We start from the raw sequence: 15,567 nt of genomic DNA on the forward strand, positions 1-15,567 counted from the left end.
GAAAGAAATTTTTGGAAAGGTGGTCCGATAGTGACCGTCGGAGCCTACGCCAGCGTCTCGGCAAACAGCGTGGTCAGCCGCTTCCAGTGACGCTCGGCGCCGATCGCATCGAAGACACTGTGGTCCGGCACGCACCAGCCATGCGCCATACCGACATAGTTCTCGATCGTGTGGTCGACTTCCGCCACGCGCAGCGCTTCCGCAAGCCGTGCCGACTGCTCCGGCGGAAAACTTCTGTCCACGCCCGCCGTGCCGACATAGACACGCGCCTTGATCGACGTGGCCTTCCGGTGCGGGCTGTCGGCGGCGTCGCTGGCGAGATTGCCGCCATGCAAACTGGCCGCGGCAACGATGCGGTCGGGATAGGAGGCGGCGGCATTCAGCGCCCTTGCGCCGCCCATGCAATAGCCGACTACGCCAATCGGTCCTGTCACGCCTTCGCCGGCCAGCGCGTCGAGAAAGGCGCCGCCGTCGCTGATGGTCATCTCCTGCGTCGTGCCGCTCACCAGCGCCATCAGTGCGGCTTTGCTGGTCTCCACCGTGAATGCGGTCTTGGCGTCAAATGGCCCGTAAGGCGCATTGCGATAGAACAGGTCCGGCACCAGCACCGCATAGCCCTCCCCCGCCAAGAGCTCAGCCATGCCGTCGAGCGCCAGTCGCGGACCGAATGCGTCCATATAGAGGATGATGCCAGCCTTGGACGAGGCCCCGGTCGCCCGGAACAACCCCGCTTTCGCCACGCCGTCCCTGGTCTTGATCTGAATGTCCTGCTTCGCCATGGCCCGCTCCGTTCAATTGTCGTGCGATACATATCCGGGCGAGCCGACAGGACAAGGCGCTTTCCCGGGCCTCGTCTTCAACATTTCGTGCTGGGATGGCCGCGGGCTAAAGACCGGCAAAACTCGCCATGTGGAAGGCTTGAGCCTCCGGCGAATAGCGGTAATCCGTGCCATAGGGACACGCGTTGCGGTCGAGACAACCGCCAGTACGGCATGCCCCGCCCTCGGTTCCGCGCACATGCGCCAGACAGGATTCATAAGCGAAGCCATCCGCGGAATAGGCGTCAACCGGGCAGGATTTCATGCAGGGTTTTTCGACACATGCATCGCAAAGATGTATCGCCGCTTCAGCCGGTTGAACCGGAATCTCATCCTCGAACAGCAGCGCGCCGCGATAGGCGTGCCAGAGCCCGTATCGCGGATGCATCAGGATGCCAAGCGGCGACGGCTTCAGCCCTTCCGCCCGCATCGCCCATTGCTGGAACGGCAGATAGGGCTTGTCCGAAGGTGAGACGGCGCGCGCGCCAAAATCTTTCGCCACCGCGCCGATCACTTCGCGTGACCAGGTATCGAGCGGATTGACAATGGTCTGGGACTGGTTCTCCCGCCAGCGCAAGAAATGCGGCCACGACTCGGCACCCGCCTGCCCCACCAGCAGCACGGATTTGACAGGAGCGCCGGAGAGACCGGGCGGCGCTGCCTCGCTGTCCGTGATATTGAAGCCACCGCGCAGGATCAGGCCGTCACTGGCCAGCGCTGCCGCGATGCTTTCGATCAGGCCGCGCACAAATCATCCCTTCTTGTCCGGGTCGGAGAAGGCGCTCCGCCAGACTTCCTTGTGGATGATGTTGGCGACTTTAGCCCCGCCTGACTCGGGCTCCTTTCACGTGAAGGCGTCGGCCATCGACGCCTTCTTCCTGGCGATGAAGTCCTTCAGACCGTCATCGATGCCCTGATCGAGAGGCGGCGCCTCGTAGCTTTCCAGCCAGCGGCGGGCGAGTTCGTTGGCCCGCTGCGGCGCGGTCTTCTCGCCTTCGGCCAGCCACTGCTCGTAGGAATTGTTGTCGGCGATGTTGGATCGGTAGAAGGCGGTCTGGAAATTGGCCTGGGTGTGATCGCAGCCAAGATAGTGGCTGCCCGGACCGACCTGGCGAATGGCATCCATCGCCTGGCCGTTCTCCGACAGGTCGACGCCTTCGGAGAATTTCTGCATCATGCCGAGCTGGTCGATATCCATCATGAATTTTTCGTAGCAGGAGGCGAGCCCGCCCTCGAGCCAGCCAGCTGCGTGCAGCACGAAATTAGCGCCGGCAAGGATCGTCGAGTTCAGCGTGTTGGCGCTCTCATAGGCCGCTTGCGCATCCGGTATCTTCGACGCGCACAGCGAACCGCCGGTACGGAACGGCAGGCCGAGACGACGGGCAAGCTGTGCTGCGCCATAGGAGACCAGCGACGGCTCCGGCGTGCCGAAGGTCGGCGCGCCCGACTGCATCGAGATCGACGAGGCGAAGGTGCCGAACAGCACCGGCGCACCCGGCCGGATCAGCTGCGTGAACGACGCGCCGGCCAGCACTTCGGCCAGCACCTGCGTCAGCGTGCCGGCGACCGTCACCGGGCTCATCGCGCCGGCGAGGATGAAGGGCGTGACGATGCAGGCCTGGTTGTGACGCGAATAGACTTTCAGCGCGCCCAGCATGGTTTCGTCGAACACCATCGGCGAATTGGCGTTGATCAGGCTGGTCAGCACGGTGTTGTTCTCGACGAAATCGTCGCCGAACACGATCTTGGCCATCGCCACCGTGTCTTCGGCGCGCTCCGGCGCGGTCACCGAGCCCATGAACGGCTTGTCCGAATATTTGATGTGCGAATAGACCATATCGAGATGGCGCTTGTTGACCGGCACGTCGACCGGTTCGCACACCGTGCCGCCCGAATGGTGGATCGACGGCGCCATATAGGCGAGCTTCACGAAATTGCGGAAATCCTCGATCGTCGCATAGCGCCTGACACCGTCGAGATCGCGCACGAAGGGCGGCCCGTAGACTGGCGCGAACACCGTGGCGTTGCCGCCAACCTGCACCGAGCGGTCCGCATTGCGGGCATGCTGGGTATAGACGGACGGCGCGGTCTTCAGCAGCGAGCGGCAGAGGCCTTTCGGAAAGTGCACGCGCTCGCCCTTGACGTCGGCGCCCGCCTCTTTCCAGAGTTGCAGTGCCTCGGCGTCGTCGCGAAAGATGATGCCGATCTCTTCCAGCACCGTGTCGGTGTTCTTTTCGATCAGCGCCAGCCCTTCCTCGTCAAGCACTTCATAGACGTTGATCTTGCGCTTGATATAGGTGAGCTGGGTGCCGGGGCCGCCGCCCGAGCGCGCCGCCCGCCGCGCGGCGGCGCCGCCGCTGGCAGCGCGGCCACGTCTGGCATTTGACGCTTCCTGATCGACTGGCGCGTTCTCACTCATGATGTTTCTTCCCTGAAACCCGAAAATTGTTGCGGCCGCATACCGCAGCTTCTGGCCGGATCGTAGCCATGCACCCTATTCGAAACGGCCCGCCAGCGCCAACGCCTGTCGCAAAATCGACAAGAATTCCAATAGATTTGCGGTCGCTTTCCTTTTGCGGGAAGTCGCAAATCAGCTATGGACAAGCGGCCCTCGCGGGTTAGGTATTGACGCAGTATTTTTGAGCTGCCGTGATTGTCCCACGCGGCAAGGAGCCCGAGAAAAAATGGCCGACGACGAGATCATCCTTTCCGAGCTTTCCGACGACGAACTCGTGCAGCAGATGCACGACGACCTTTATGACGGGCTGAAGGAAGAAATCGAGGAAGGAACGCAGATCCTGCTCGAGCGCGGCTGGGTGCCCTACAAGGTGCTGACCGAGGCGCTGGTCGAGGGCATGCGCATCGTCGGCGAGGATTTTCGCGACGGCATCCTGTTCGTTCCCGAAGTGCTGTTGTCCGCCAACGCGATGAAGGCCGGCATGTTCATCCTGCGTCCGCTGCTCGCCGCCACCGGCGCGCCGAAGCAGGGCAAGATGGTGATCGGCACGGTCAAGGGCGACATCCACGACATCGGCAAGAACCTCGTCGGCATGATGATGGAGGGGGCGGGCTTCGACGTCATTGACCTCGGCATCAATAATGCGGTCGAAAAATACCTGGACGCCATCGAGCAGCATCAGCCCGACATCATCGGAATGTCGGCGCTGCTGACCACGACCATGCCCTATATGAAGGTCGTCATCGACACGATGAAGGAAAAGGGCATCCGCGACGACTATGTCGTGCTGGTCGGCGGCGCGCCGCTCAACGAGGAATTCGGCAAGGCGGTCGGCGCCGACGCCTATTGCCGCGACGCGGCAGTGGCGGTCGAGACGGCCAAGGATTTCATGAAGCGCAAGCACAATGTGCGCGCTTCGGCCTGACCTTTAGCAAGGCCCCTGCCAAAAGCCGCGCCTTGCAGCGCGGCTTTTTTGTTACCAGATGTTGGAGACGGCTGCGTACGGATCAGGGGTTGTTGACGGTATCTTCAACAGCATTCGCAGTGGATTTGACATCCTTGCCGACGCCGCGAACCGTGTTGGCGCAGGCCGAAAGAGCCAGGGCGCAAGCAAGGATCGCTATCGGCGCAGTGCGTAACAGTTTCATGGACGGTTTATCCCTCTCTCGATAGATTCGCCCCAAGCAACGAAGGCCGGTTTGACTGGTTCCATGGCCAAGAGGCAAAAAACGAAACCGAATCAAGCGGACAGGCTGCTGGTCATCGCCTGCGGGATGATTGCGCGCGAAGTTCTGGCCGTCAAGGAGCAGCTCGGGCTCGACCATCTCGAGCTGACCTGCCTGCCGGCGGAGTTCCATTTTTATCCCGATCGCATCGCGCCGGCCATGGACAAGGCGATCGTGAAGGCCAAGGCGGACGGCTACGCCAACATCTTCGTCGGCTATGCCGATTGCGGCACCGGCGGCCTGCTCGACCGCGTCTGCGAGAAGCATGGCGTCGAACGCATGGCCGGGCCGCACTGCTTTGCTTTCTACCAGGGCATGGCTGCCTATGCGAAAGTCGCCGACGACGACATGATGTCGTTTTACATGACCGACTTCCTGTGCCGGCAGTTCGACGCCTTCTTCATGAAGCCGCTCGGCCTCGACAGGCACCCGGAGCTGATCAAGGACTATTTCGGCAATTACGAGAAGCTGGTCTATCTTGCCCAGACCGACGATCCCGAACTCGACAAGGTCGCCGAGAAAGCCGCGAAGATGCTCGGTCTTGCCTATGAGCGCCGCTCGACCGGCTATGGCGACCTGACGGCGGAACTGGCCGGCGCCGCGGTGCACGCCTGAAGCCTGAAGATAGTTCTAGGCAGTCCCCGCTTCCGCCGCGAGTGCGGCAAGCACATCGGCAAAGCTCGTCTTGCAGACGAATCCCAGCCTCTCCCTCGCCCGCGCGGCGTCGTAGACGCGGTCGATCGAGGAGAACATCGTCCAGCCCTTCTTTGCATAAAGCGCCGGAAACTCCGGAAAATAGCGCGCAACGACCGATGGTGCGTCAGCGATCAATGCCTCGCAATCGTCAGGCTGGAACGGCGTTGCAGCCGAGACGATAAAGATGTCGAAGCCCAGTTGCGGCGCCTTTTCCAGCGCCGCGATATGGGCGGCGGCCGCGTCTTCCACCGTCAGCCGGCGGAACAGCAATTCATTGGCCTTGGTGTTGGCGTCCGATTGCTCGATCGCATGCGCCATGTCGTCGGCTTCGGGAAAGAAGCGCGCCGTGCGCAGCACGATGACAGGCAAGCCGTGTTCGATGTGGTAGAGACGGCAGAGATGTTCGGCCGAAAGCTTGGTAACGCCGTAGATGTTGCGCGGCTCGGGCGACATCTCTTCCGTCAGCCAGGCGGCCTTGCGCGCGCCGCCGGTGAAGCCGGCGCGAATGGCTTGCGAGATCATCAGCGAGGTCGTCGACGTGAAGACGAAGCGTTGAACGCCAGATGCCACCGCCGCGTCCAGCAGATTGAGCGTGCCTTGCACGTTTGTCGCGACGAAATCGCTGTTGCCGTGGTTCTCGATGTTGGGCTTGTGCAGCGCGCCGCTGTGGATGATCGCCTCGATACGGTTTTCGCTGACAACTTGCATGACCAGATCGCGGTCGGCGATCGAGCCGACAATCAGTGTCTTCGCCGACGCAATGGGATCGAGCCCGATCACGTCATGGCCAAGCGCCCGCAGCCGCGGCGCCAGCGCGCTGCCCAGCCAGCCTGACGATCCTGTCAGCAAGATCCGCATCGATCAAACCATGATTTTTGAGCTGACGCTGTTAAGCACGGATGACAGGCCGCCGCGAACCGGTAAGTTATGCGCCAGACAGGAAAACAGGCTGTTCCAGCCACAGGGGAAACGCACCGATGATCGTTCGTCTCTTGATTGCCGCAGGAATTGTCTGCTTCGCCCTGCCCGCGCTCGCCGATGGCGAGGTGCAGAAGCTTATCACCGCCGCGGACAAGGCGCGGCTCGACAAATATGGCGAGACGCGCAAGGCAGCTCTCGAAGAGGCTAAGGCAGGCAGTCCCGCCGAGGTCAAACAGCTCGACGCGCTTCTGGCGAAGCCGCTGGTCGCCTTTTCCGACAAGGACCTGACCGGCAACTGGCAATGTCGCACCATCAAGGCCGGTGGGCTCGGCGCGCTGGTTATCTATGGCTGGTTCAAGTGCAAGGTGAGCGACGACGGATCGGGCTGGATGCTGGAAAAGGTCAGCGGCTCGCAGCGCACCAAGGGCCGTTTCTTCGACGACGGCGAAAAGCGCTCGATCTATCTCGGCTCCTTCTATGTCAACAACGACCCCGCAAAACCCTATGCCAGCGGCCCGCAAAGCGACCAGGTCGGCTATGCTTTCCGCAACAGCGCCAATGAATGGCGCATCGAGTTCCCGGCGCCCTATTACGAATCGAAGCTCGACATCCTCGAATTCAAGCGCTGATCACCAAGGATTAACCCGGACCACTTAGCGTCCGGCGCGCCAAGACCATGTCTATCCGGACGGCACGTCGCGACCATGGATCCCTTGAAATCAGACCTGCCGCCGATCGTCGTCGTCACCGAGGGCGGTCCGCATATCTGGGCCATCGTCAACGCCATCGCCGATCGGCTTGGGCCTGTCAGCGTCATCCTCGAAACGCCTGAATCCAAAAAGCAATTGCTGCTTGGGCGCGCTCGCCGCCAAGGCTGGGCGCATGCCATAGGACAGCTTGGCACGATGGTGCTGACACGGCTCGGCAAACGGTTTTTCGCCGGCCATGCAGCACGCATCATCGCCGAACAGAAACTCCAAACCGAACCCAAATCAGGACAAAAGATCATCCACGTGCCTTCGGCCAATGCACCGGAGTGTCTGCAGGCGATCGAAGACATCCGGCCCGGCGTCGTGCTGCTTGCCGGCTGCCGCCTGCTGTCGCGGCAAACGCTGGCGAAATTGCCTTGCCCGGTCCTCAACTATCATGCCGGCATAACGCCCAAATATCGCGGCATGAACGGTGGCTACTGGGCGCTGGCTTCCGGCGATGCGGAAAACTTCGGCACCACCGTGCATCTGGTCGACGCCGGCGTCGACACTGGCGGCGTACTGCGGCAGGCGCGCGGCAAGCCTGGTCCGGGCGATACGATTTCAAGCTACGCGCTGCGGCAGGCGGCGTTTTCGCGCGACATCTGCGTCGACGCGGTCGGCGATGCGCTGGCCGGAAAGCTCGCCACATCGGATTCCGGCCTGCCTTCGAAACAATGGTACCATCCGACGATCTGGTTCTATGTCTGGACCGGCGCGAAAAGCGGCGTCTGGTGATCCAGCCGCTCTGAAATCTCGCCTTTCTCTTGCCGCTTACGATTGCGTCGCTTTTGAATGCGCGCGCGTCGTCCCATAACAAGCAGCCTGATGGCGCTTGCGGCAATGCTCGAAACTGTTGCATCGGCCCGAAAATCGAAATCGATCGTCGGAAAAGCGCGATGCAGCAGAGTGAAAGTGGCAGGGCGTCCTTTCCAATCAGACTCGAAGCGCCCTGCAGGAGCGAGAATTCATGGCCGATCTGATTGTCGTCTACTGGCGCGATATCCCCGCCCAGGTCATCGTCAAGAAAGGCCGGCAGAACGCCAAGCGCGAACTGCCGCTGCGCTTCACCGAGGCGATCGACATGTGCGCCATGCGCACAGGCGCCGGCGGCACCGACGACTACCTGGCAGAATGGCGCAAGGCCGACCCCGTGCCGGTCGGCGACGACCTCGAAGCCGAGGTCGAAAAAGCCTTTCAGGAGCTCGACGCGAAATACGACCGCGAGCGGCTGGTCGCTCTGGTCAAGGCGGGCGGGAAAGAAAATGTCTGAAACCACCCAGCCGGTTACCCAGGCCACACTGGTCAAGAAGGCAGCGCCGAAATCCGACTACAAGCCGGCCGACGTGTCGCCGCAGCGGCGCGTCCAGCGCTCCTTCGCGGTGCGGCTGTGGTCGATCCGCCATTCGCGCCTGCTCGAATGGTTCTATTCGAGGTTCGCCGACATGTTCCTGTTGCTGCATCCCTTGTGGAAGGGCATCGGCTACAACAGGGTCGAAGGACCGATCAAATTCGTCGAAAAACGCGTCAAGGGCTTCATGTTCGACTGCCGCATGTGCGGCCAGTGCGTACTCTCCTCCACCGGCATGTCATGCCCGATGAACTGCCCCAAGCAGTTGCGCAACGGCCCTTGTGGCGGCGTGCGCGCCAATGGCAATTGCGAGGTCGAGCCCGATATGCCTTGCGTCTGGGTGAAAGCCTGGGAAGGCTCCCGGAACATGGTGCATGGCGACAAGATCCTCGACGTGCAAAAGCCGGTCGACCAGTCGCTGCGCGAAACCTCGGCCTGGCTGCGGGTGACCGCGCAGGCCGCCGCCGCGCGCGAAGCCGCCGCCAACGCCAAGACCGGGGCATCGGCATGATCGGCCGCCAGCGCGACGAGAATCCGGCCGGCATCCATCTGCCGCTCGAACCCCTGCCCGGCCATACGTCGCGTGGACGGCTGGAACGCGTGCTTCGGCGCGGCGAATTCGCGGTGACCACCGAGCTCAACCCGCCCGACAGCGCTGATCCCGAAGACGTCTACAACCGTGCGAAAATCTTCGATGGCTGGGTCGACGCCATCAACGCCGTCGATGCGTCGGGCGCCAACTGCCACATGTCGTCGGTTGGCATCTGTGCGCTGCTGACCCGCATGGGTTATGCGCCGATCATGCAGATCGCCTGCCGCGACAGGAACCGCATCGCCATCCAGGGCGACGTGCTGGGCGGGGCGGCGATGGGCGTCGCCAACATGCTGTGCCTGACCGGCGACGGCGTGCAGGCCGGCGACCAGCCCGGCGCCAAGCCGGTGTTCGACCTCGACTGTATGTCGCTGCTGGAGACATGCCGCATCATGCGCGACAACGGCAAGTTCCTGTCCGGCCGCAAGCTGACGACGCCGCCGCAGCTCTTCCTCGGTGCGGCGATCAACCCTTTCGCGCCGCCGATCGATTTCCGCCCGCATCGGCTGGGCAAGAAGATCGCCGCCGGCGCACAATTCGTGCAGAGCCAGTACTGCTTCGACGTGCCGATGTTCCGCACCTACATGCAGAAGGTCCGCGATCTCGGCTTCACGGAGAAATGCTTCATCCTGTGCGGCGTCGGGCCGCTGGCCTCGGCCAAGACCGCCAAATGGATTCGCTCCAACGTGCCGGGCATCCATATCCCTGACGCAATCATCAAGCGGCTGGAGGGCGCCCAGGACCAGAAGAAGGAAGGCAAGCAGCTCTGCATCGACATCATCAACGAGGTGAAGGAAATATCAGGCGTTTCCGGCGTCCATGTGATGGCGTACCGCCAGGAGGAGTATGTCGCCGAGATCGTCGATGAATCGGGCGTGTTGAAGGGCCGCCAGCCGTGGAAGCGCGAAATCCGTCGCGACGACCAGATGGTCGCCGACCGGCTCGACCGCATCTTGCACGACGACATTACCGAAACGCAGGTCGACATGGTCAAGACGGCGCATTGATGATGCCAACCGTGACCATTCGCTTGATCGAAATCAGAAACGATATAAAGAACTCTTTATATCACGACGGAGAGATTTCATGACCCGGACGATCGTCGCCTCGGCGACACGAGAAATCATCATCGGCTTCGACCAGCCCTTCTGCGTGATCGGCGAGCGCATCAACCCGACCGGCCGCAAGAAGCTGGCCGCCGAAATGGTGGCGGGCAATTTCGAGACCGTCATCAAGGACGCGCTGGAGCAGGCCGCCTGCGGCGCGACCATGCTCGACGTCAATGCCGGCGTCACCGCCGTCGACCCCAACGCGACCGAACCGGCGCTGCTGGTGCAGACGCTGGAGATCGTGCAGGGCCTGGTCGACCTGCCGCTGTCGATCGACAGTTCGGTGACCGCCGCCATCGAGGCGGCGCTCAAGGTCGCCAAGGGCCGCCCGCTGGTCAACTCCGTCACCGGCGAGGAAGAGAAGCTCGAGGCCATCCTGCCGCTGATCAAGAAATACAACGTTCCGGTCGTTGCCATCTCCAACGACGAGACCGGCATTTCGATGGATCCGGACGTGCGCTTCGCCGTCGCCAAGAAGATCGTCCAGCGCTGCGCCGATTTCGGCATTCCGGCGCATGACGTCGTCGTCGACCCGCTGGTGATGCCGATCGGCGCGCTGGGCGACGCTGGCCGCCAGGTGTTCGCACTGCTGCGCCGGCTGCGCGAGGAACTCAAGGTCAACACCACCTGCGGCCTGTCCAACATTTCGTTCGGCCTGCCGCATCGCCACGGCATCAACGCCGCCTTCATCCCGATGGTGATCGGCGCCGGCATGACCTCGGCGATCATGAATCCGGTGCGGCCGCAGGAAATGGAAGCGGTGCGCGGCGCCAATGTGCTGAACGGCACCGACGAGAACTGCACCAACTGGATCAGGACCTATAAGGACTACAAGCCGGCCGAAGGCGGCCAGGCGGTCGCGGCACCCACGGCTGTCAACGCGCCAGGCGAAGGCGGCAATGGCGGCCGCCGGCGCGGCGGCCGTGAAGCCCGTATGGCGAGGGGATAAGCGCGCAATCGTGAACTCTCCTGCCAACATCACCGACCCGCTCGTGCTGTTCATGCCGTCGGGCAAGCGCGGCCGGTTTCCGGTCGGCACGCCGGTGCTCGATGCCGCACGCCAGCTCGGCGTCTATGTCGAGAGCGTCTGTGGCGGACGCGCCACGTGCGGGCGCTGCCAGATCGAGGTGCAGGAAGGCAATTTCGCCAAGCACAAGATCGTCTCTTCCAATGACCACATCTCGCCCAAGGGCGCCAAGGAAGAGCGCTACGAACGCGTGCGCGGCCTGCCCGAGCGGCGGCGCCTCTCCTGCTCGGCGCAGATCCTCGGCGACCTCGTCATCGACGTGCCGCAGGACACTGTCATCAATGCGCAGACCATCCGCAAGGATGCCGACACCAGGGTCATCGCCCGCGATTCGGCAATACACATGTGCTATGTCGAGATCGAAGAGCCCGACATGCACAAGCCGCTGGGCGATCTCGATCGCCTGAAGATCGCGCTGATGAAGGATTGGGGGCTGAAAAGCCTCGACTTCGATTTCCATCTCCTGCCGCAGGTGCAAGGCATCTTGCGCAAGGGCAACTGGACCGCGACCGCCGCCATCCACAAGGATGCCGAAAGCGAGACAGCGCGGGTTATCTCCTTGTGGCCGGGCCTCAAAAACGAGGCCTACGGTCTTGCCTGCGACATCGGCTCGACCACGATTGCCATGCATCTGGTGTCGCTGCTGTCCGGCCGCGTCGCCGCTTCGTCGGGCACATCCAATCCGCAGATCCGCTTCGGCGAGGATCTGATGAGCCGCGTTTCCTATGTGATGATGAACCCGGACGGTCGCGAGGGCATGACGGTGGCGGTGCGCGAGGCGATCTCGGGTCTCGTCGACAAAGTCTGCGCGGAAGGCAATGTCCAGCGCAACGACATCCTGGATTCCGTCTTCGTCGGCAATCCGATCATGCACCATCTGTTCCTCGGCATCGACCCGACCGAGCTTGGCGGCGCGCCGTTTGCGCTAGCCGTCTCTGGCGCGGTGCACATCAAGGCGTCGGATATCGGCCTGAAGCTCAACCAGGGCGCGCGCCTCTATATGCTGCCTTGCATCGCCGGCCATGTCGGCGCCGATGCGGCGGCCGTGACGCTCTCGGAAGGCCCGCACCGCCAGGACGAGATGATGCTGATCGTCGATGTCGGCACCAATGCCGAGATCGTGCTCGGCAACCGCCAGCGGGTGGTGGCGGCCTCCTCGCCCACCGGCCCGGCCTTCGAGGGCGCCGAGATCTCCGGCGGCCAGCGCGCCGCGCCCGGCGCGATCGAGCGCGTGCGCATCGATCCCGACACGCTGGAGCCGAAATACCGCGTCATCGGCTCGGAACTGTGGTCCGACGAACCTGGCTTCCTCGACAGCGTGCGGGCGACCGGCGTCACCGGCATCTGTGGCTCCGGCATCATAGAGGTGGTCGCTGAAATGTATCTCGCCGGCATCATCTCCGAGGACGGCGTCATCGACGGCGGGCTTTCGGCCCGCTCGCCGCGCGTCGTCGCCAATGGCCGCACCTTTTCCTACGTGCTGAAGGAAGGCGAGCCGAAGATCACCATCACCCAGACCGACATACGCGCCATCCAGCTGGCCAAGGCCGCACTTTATGCCGGCACCAAGCTCTTGATGGAGAAGCAGCATACCGAGCATGTCGACCGCATTCACTTCGCCGGTGCCTTCGGCTCCTTCATCGATCCGAAATACGCCATGGTGCTGGGCCTGATCCCGGACTGCGACCTCGACAAGGTCTCGGCCGTCGGCAACGCCGCCGGCGCCGGTGCTCGCATGGCGCTCCTGAACCGCGGCTACCGCCGCGAGATCGAGCAAACCGTAAGCCAGATCGAGAAGATCGAGACGGCGCTGGAGCCGAAATTCCAGGAGCATTTCGTCTACGCCATGGCGCTGCCGAACAAGGTCGACCCGTTCCCGAAACTGTCGGCGGCGGTGAAATTGCCGCCCCGCAAAACCGTCAGCGAGAACGGTGTTGCTGGCGACGCCGCCCCGCGGCGGCGTTCGCGCGAAGGCCACGCGGCTCGGCGCGGCCGGGAGTAGCATCCCGCCAGCGAAAGCGGCATTTCGTTACGATTTCATTTGCATGCAAATGTTTCCAGATCGACCCGATCTGGAAACCGAAACGCCGTTTTCGCGAAATCCCTCAGATACATGCTGGGAGCATTTAACGGGCATCGAACGGTAGGCAGGAAATGTCTTCCAACCACCGCTTCAAGGGAGAAGAAGATGTTCGGAAGTCTCGGCCGCTATGGCGCCGCCATCAAGCATGCACACAACAGAAGCAAGTCGATCCGCGCGCTCAACAGCCTGCCGTCCGAAATCCAGAAGGATATCGGCTGGCCCGTATCGCAGCGCGACGACCCGCAGGCCAAGCTGTCGGCCCTGCTGTTGGGTTCGGCGCGCTGATGACCTTCGCCGACAAATGCAAACTGCTCGGCAAGCGCCGGAGCCGTCCCGCGGCTCCGGCGGCCGACACCAGGCTGCATGCCGCGCTGCTGCCCCGACGCTGAACGTCGCGGTGCGCGGACGATTGAATACTGGCCCCGGTCACCAGATCACATCGTATTGACACCGCGCAAATCTTGACATCTTGGATGAAGATACGATCTTCGGATGATGGGGGTTCTCTTAGTCGGCTCAGCCGAAGTCCGTATGTCCGCATGCCCAGTTTGAAAAGCCATGTCGTATCCTTCGTGCTCAGGCACAGCCGCAAGCAGGCTTTTTCCAGCCCGGAAAACCTGCAGCGCTGGATCGCCTATGCCCGCAAGACCGAGGACCACCGGCCGCCTGCCGCGCTGCATCAACGCTTCGATATCACGACGCGCAGCGTCGGCGGTTTTCCTGTCTATGAGATCGCGCCCAAGGCCGGCGAGCGCAAGCGTATCCTTTACCTGCATGGTGGCGCCTATGTCTTTCAAATCACGTCCTATCATTGGGGGCTGATCGCCGAGATGGCCAACCGGCTGGGCTTCGGCATCACCGTGCCGATCTATCCCATCGCCCCCGAACATGATTTCCATGCCATGTTCGGCATGGTCGGCGAGGTCTACCGGCGGATGCTCGACGAGACGGAAGCCGAGGACATCGTCTTCATGGGCGATTCCGCCGGCGGCAATATGGCCGTGGTGCTGACCATGATGGCTGCGGAAGACGCACGGCCCCTGCCGTCGCGTCATGTGCTGATTTCGCCAGGCCTCGACATGTCGCTCGCCAACCCCGAGGTGTTCGAGGCTGAACGCAACGATCCGTGGCTGGGCATTCCGGGTGGGCTGGAGGCGATCCGGCTTTACAGCGCCGGCATAAATCCCAGCGACTGGCGCATCAGTCCGCTTTATGGCGATTTATCGGTGCTGCCTAAAACGCTGCTTCTGACGGGTTCGCACGATCTGCTCAGCCCCGACAATCTGATTTTCGCGCAAAAGGCCCGTGCCGCCGGCGTCGACGTCGAGGTCGTCTACGAGGAGGGCATGTTCCACGTCTGGCCGCTTATCGACATGCCGGAGGCAAGGCGCGCGCGGAACAGCATCGTGGCCTTCTTGACCGGTGAAACCAAAACGCGTCGCGCCGAGGCCGGCGGATGGTCGCTGCAGGGCCAGATCGCGACGTGACCGCTCACCACCTGGCTGCGCTGTTCAGATCATTGTCCTGATCAGAACTTGCCGGTTTCCCTGAACAGTTCGAAGGTCGCCCGGATATGGTCGGCGACCGCCTTGACCGGTGCGCTGGCGTCCGGCGCCACGACCATGGCGAGGTTGTAGGTGCCGATATCGGGCATGCCGTCCTTAGGGCAAAGCTCGACCATATCGTTGCCGAGGAAGGATTTCGGCAGCGGCGCCACCGCCAGGTCGGACATGATCGCGGCGCGCTGGCCGGCCGTATGCGCGCTCATATAGGCGATGCGGTAGTTGCGGCCCGCGCGGCCGAGCGCCTCGAGGGCGCCAGCCCGCCAGGCACACCCCTCTTCCCACAAGGAGACTGGCAGCGGTTCGCGCAGATGCGCGCAGCCACCCTTGGCGCCGGCCCAGACGATCGGCTCGGTCAGCAGCACTTCGGCGCCAAGCGCGCTGGTCTTGTAGGAATTGGTGAGCAGCGTGATATCGAGCGCCCGGTCGTCCATGCGCCGGCGCAGATTGCTACTCTGATCGATGGTGACATCGACGGCGATCGAGGGATGCGATTGCGCAAAACGCTTCAACACATGCGGCAGGACGCGCTCGCCATAATCGTCCGGCGAACCGAGCCGCACCACCCCGACAATGTCGGGAATGATGAATTTCGACACCACCTCGCGGTTGATCGACAAGAGCCGGCGGGCATAGCCGAGCAGCATCTCGCCATCCGTGGTCAACGTCACCGAGCGCGCATCACGCGCGAACACCGAGCGGCCGAGAATGTCCTCCAGCTTCTTGATCTGCATGGAGACGGCCGACGGCGTGCGGAAGACGGCATTGGCCGCGGTGGTGAAGCTGCCGGTCTCGGCGATCGCCACGAAAGTGCGCAGGACATCGAGATCGAGCAGCGGCAGCGGATGATTGAGTGGGGCGTTCATGGGAACCGACCTTCAATTTTTCTGATGCAAACGATCATTCCATTTCGTTTGATTGAACATCACTTTGGGAGGATAGTCAACTCCATCGAAGCAGGGCGTATCAAAACCG

17 protein-coding genes are annotated in these 15,567 nt (G+C 62.7%); 11 read left to right on the forward strand and 6 right to left on the reverse strand.

Going from position 1 to position 15,567, the window contains the following annotated elements; translation table 11 throughout:
• Positions 1 to 44: 44 nt before the first annotated feature.
• The 3 genes from C9427_RS16925 to C9427_RS16935 all read right to left on the reverse strand — a co-directional run bounded on the left by C9427_RS16925 (position 45) and on the right by C9427_RS16935 (position 3,237).
• Positions 45 to 779, reverse strand: a complete 735-nt coding sequence (locus C9427_RS16925) for a dienelactone hydrolase family protein (RefSeq protein WP_107650277.1) — start codon at positions 777 to 779, stop codon at positions 45 to 47.
• A 106-nt stretch (positions 780 to 885) separates the two neighbouring features.
• Positions 886 to 1,566: a 4Fe-4S dicluster domain-containing protein gene (locus tag C9427_RS16930; RefSeq protein WP_107650278.1), complete on the reverse strand. Its 681-nt coding sequence runs from the start codon at positions 1,564 to 1,566 to the stop codon at positions 886 to 888.
• A gap of 96 nt (positions 1,567 to 1,662) precedes the next feature.
• Positions 1,663 to 3,237, reverse strand: a complete 1,575-nt coding sequence (locus C9427_RS16935) for a trimethylamine methyltransferase family protein (RefSeq protein ID WP_107650279.1) — start codon at positions 3,235 to 3,237, stop codon at positions 1,663 to 1,665.
• A gap of 265 nt (positions 3,238 to 3,502) precedes the next feature.
• On the opposite strand from C9427_RS16935, the gene C9427_RS16940 reads away from it, so the two are divergent.
• On the forward strand, positions 3,503 to 4,201 hold the full coding sequence (locus C9427_RS16940; protein WP_107650280.1) for a corrinoid protein: 699 nt from the start codon (positions 3,503 to 3,505) through the stop codon (positions 4,199 to 4,201).
• 82 nt (positions 4,202 to 4,283) lie between these two features.
• Here the strand turns inward: C9427_RS16940 and C9427_RS35325 are convergent, their stop codons facing one another.
• Complete coding sequence (locus tag C9427_RS35325; protein WP_097577119.1) at positions 4,284 to 4,424, reverse strand: entericidin A/B family lipoprotein; 141 nt, start codon at positions 4,422 to 4,424, stop codon at positions 4,284 to 4,286.
• Between the two features lie 63 nt (positions 4,425 to 4,487).
• Between C9427_RS35325 and C9427_RS16950 the strand changes: the two genes are divergently transcribed.
• The gene (locus C9427_RS16950) at positions 4,488 to 5,117 is read left to right on the forward strand and encodes a DUF1638 domain-containing protein (RefSeq protein ID WP_107650281.1); all 630 of its coding nucleotides are present in this window, start codon (positions 4,488 to 4,490) and stop codon (positions 5,115 to 5,117) included.
• A gap of 15 nt (positions 5,118 to 5,132) precedes the next feature.
• Here C9427_RS16950 and C9427_RS16955 read toward each other — a convergent pair whose 3' ends face one another.
• Complete coding sequence (locus C9427_RS16955) at positions 5,133 to 6,056, reverse strand: NAD-dependent epimerase/dehydratase family protein (protein ID WP_107650282.1); 924 nt, start codon at positions 6,054 to 6,056, stop codon at positions 5,133 to 5,135.
• Between the two features lie 119 nt (positions 6,057 to 6,175).
• Here C9427_RS16955 and C9427_RS16960 point away from each other — a divergent pair, with 119 nt between their 5' ends.
• The 9 genes from C9427_RS16960 to C9427_RS17000 all read left to right on the forward strand — a co-directional run bounded on the left by C9427_RS16960 (position 6,176) and on the right by C9427_RS17000 (position 14,517).
• Positions 6,176 to 6,748 carry a DUF4893 domain-containing protein gene (locus tag C9427_RS16960; RefSeq protein ID WP_107650283.1) on the forward strand — a complete coding sequence of 191 codons (573 nt, stop codon included), beginning with the start codon at positions 6,176 to 6,178 and terminating at the stop codon, positions 6,746 to 6,748.
• 75 nt (positions 6,749 to 6,823) lie between these two features.
• Positions 6,824 to 7,606 (forward strand): formyl transferase, encoded by a 783-nt coding sequence (locus tag C9427_RS16965; protein WP_107650284.1) that lies wholly within the window; start codon positions 6,824 to 6,826, stop codon positions 7,604 to 7,606.
• 232 nt (positions 7,607 to 7,838) lie between these two features.
• Complete coding sequence (locus C9427_RS16970; protein WP_056572575.1) at positions 7,839 to 8,141, forward strand: virulence factor; 303 nt, start codon at positions 7,839 to 7,841, stop codon at positions 8,139 to 8,141.
• The gene (locus tag C9427_RS16975) at positions 8,134 to 8,730 is read left to right on the forward strand and encodes a methylenetetrahydrofolate reductase C-terminal domain-containing protein (RefSeq protein WP_107650285.1); all 597 of its coding nucleotides are present in this window, start codon (positions 8,134 to 8,136) and stop codon (positions 8,728 to 8,730) included. Before C9427_RS16970 ends, C9427_RS16975 begins: the two co-directional genes overlap by 8 nt.
• Positions 8,727 to 9,818, forward strand: coding sequence for a methylenetetrahydrofolate reductase (locus C9427_RS16980; protein WP_107650286.1), 1,092 nt, complete (start codon positions 8,727 to 8,729; stop codon positions 9,816 to 9,818). Before C9427_RS16975 ends, C9427_RS16980 begins: the two co-directional genes overlap by 4 nt.
• Positions 9,819 to 9,897: 79 nt before the next feature.
• Positions 9,898 to 10,869 carry a methyltetrahydrofolate cobalamin methyltransferase gene (locus C9427_RS16985; RefSeq protein ID WP_107650287.1) on the forward strand — a complete coding sequence of 324 codons (972 nt, stop codon included), beginning with the start codon at positions 9,898 to 9,900 and terminating at the stop codon, positions 10,867 to 10,869.
• Positions 10,820 to 12,949 carry an ASKHA domain-containing protein gene (locus C9427_RS16990; protein ID WP_107650288.1) on the forward strand — a complete coding sequence of 710 codons (2,130 nt, stop codon included), beginning with the start codon at positions 10,820 to 10,822 and terminating at the stop codon, positions 12,947 to 12,949. Before C9427_RS16985 ends, C9427_RS16990 begins: the two co-directional genes overlap by 50 nt.
• Before the next feature lie 186 nt (positions 12,950 to 13,135).
• Positions 13,136 to 13,315, forward strand: coding sequence for a hypothetical protein (locus C9427_RS16995; RefSeq protein WP_107650289.1), 180 nt, complete (start codon positions 13,136 to 13,138; stop codon positions 13,313 to 13,315).
• A gap of 254 nt (positions 13,316 to 13,569) precedes the next feature.
• Positions 13,570 to 14,517 carry an alpha/beta hydrolase gene (locus tag C9427_RS17000; RefSeq protein ID WP_107650290.1) on the forward strand — a complete coding sequence of 316 codons (948 nt, stop codon included), beginning with the start codon at positions 13,570 to 13,572 and terminating at the stop codon, positions 14,515 to 14,517.
• A 41-nt stretch (positions 14,518 to 14,558) separates the two neighbouring features.
• On the opposite strand, the gene C9427_RS17005 is transcribed toward C9427_RS17000, so the two are convergent.
• A complete protein-coding gene (locus C9427_RS17005) occupies positions 14,559 to 15,458 on the reverse strand; it encodes a LysR substrate-binding domain-containing protein (RefSeq protein ID WP_107650291.1) in 900 nt (299 codons plus the stop codon).
• Between the last annotated feature and the right edge of the window lie 109 nt (positions 15,459 to 15,567).

It is taken from the genome of Mesorhizobium helmanticense, from assembly GCF_003034915.1.
In the GTDB taxonomy this organism is placed as follows: Bacteria; Pseudomonadota; Alphaproteobacteria; order Rhizobiales; family Rhizobiaceae; genus Mesorhizobium; species Mesorhizobium helmanticense.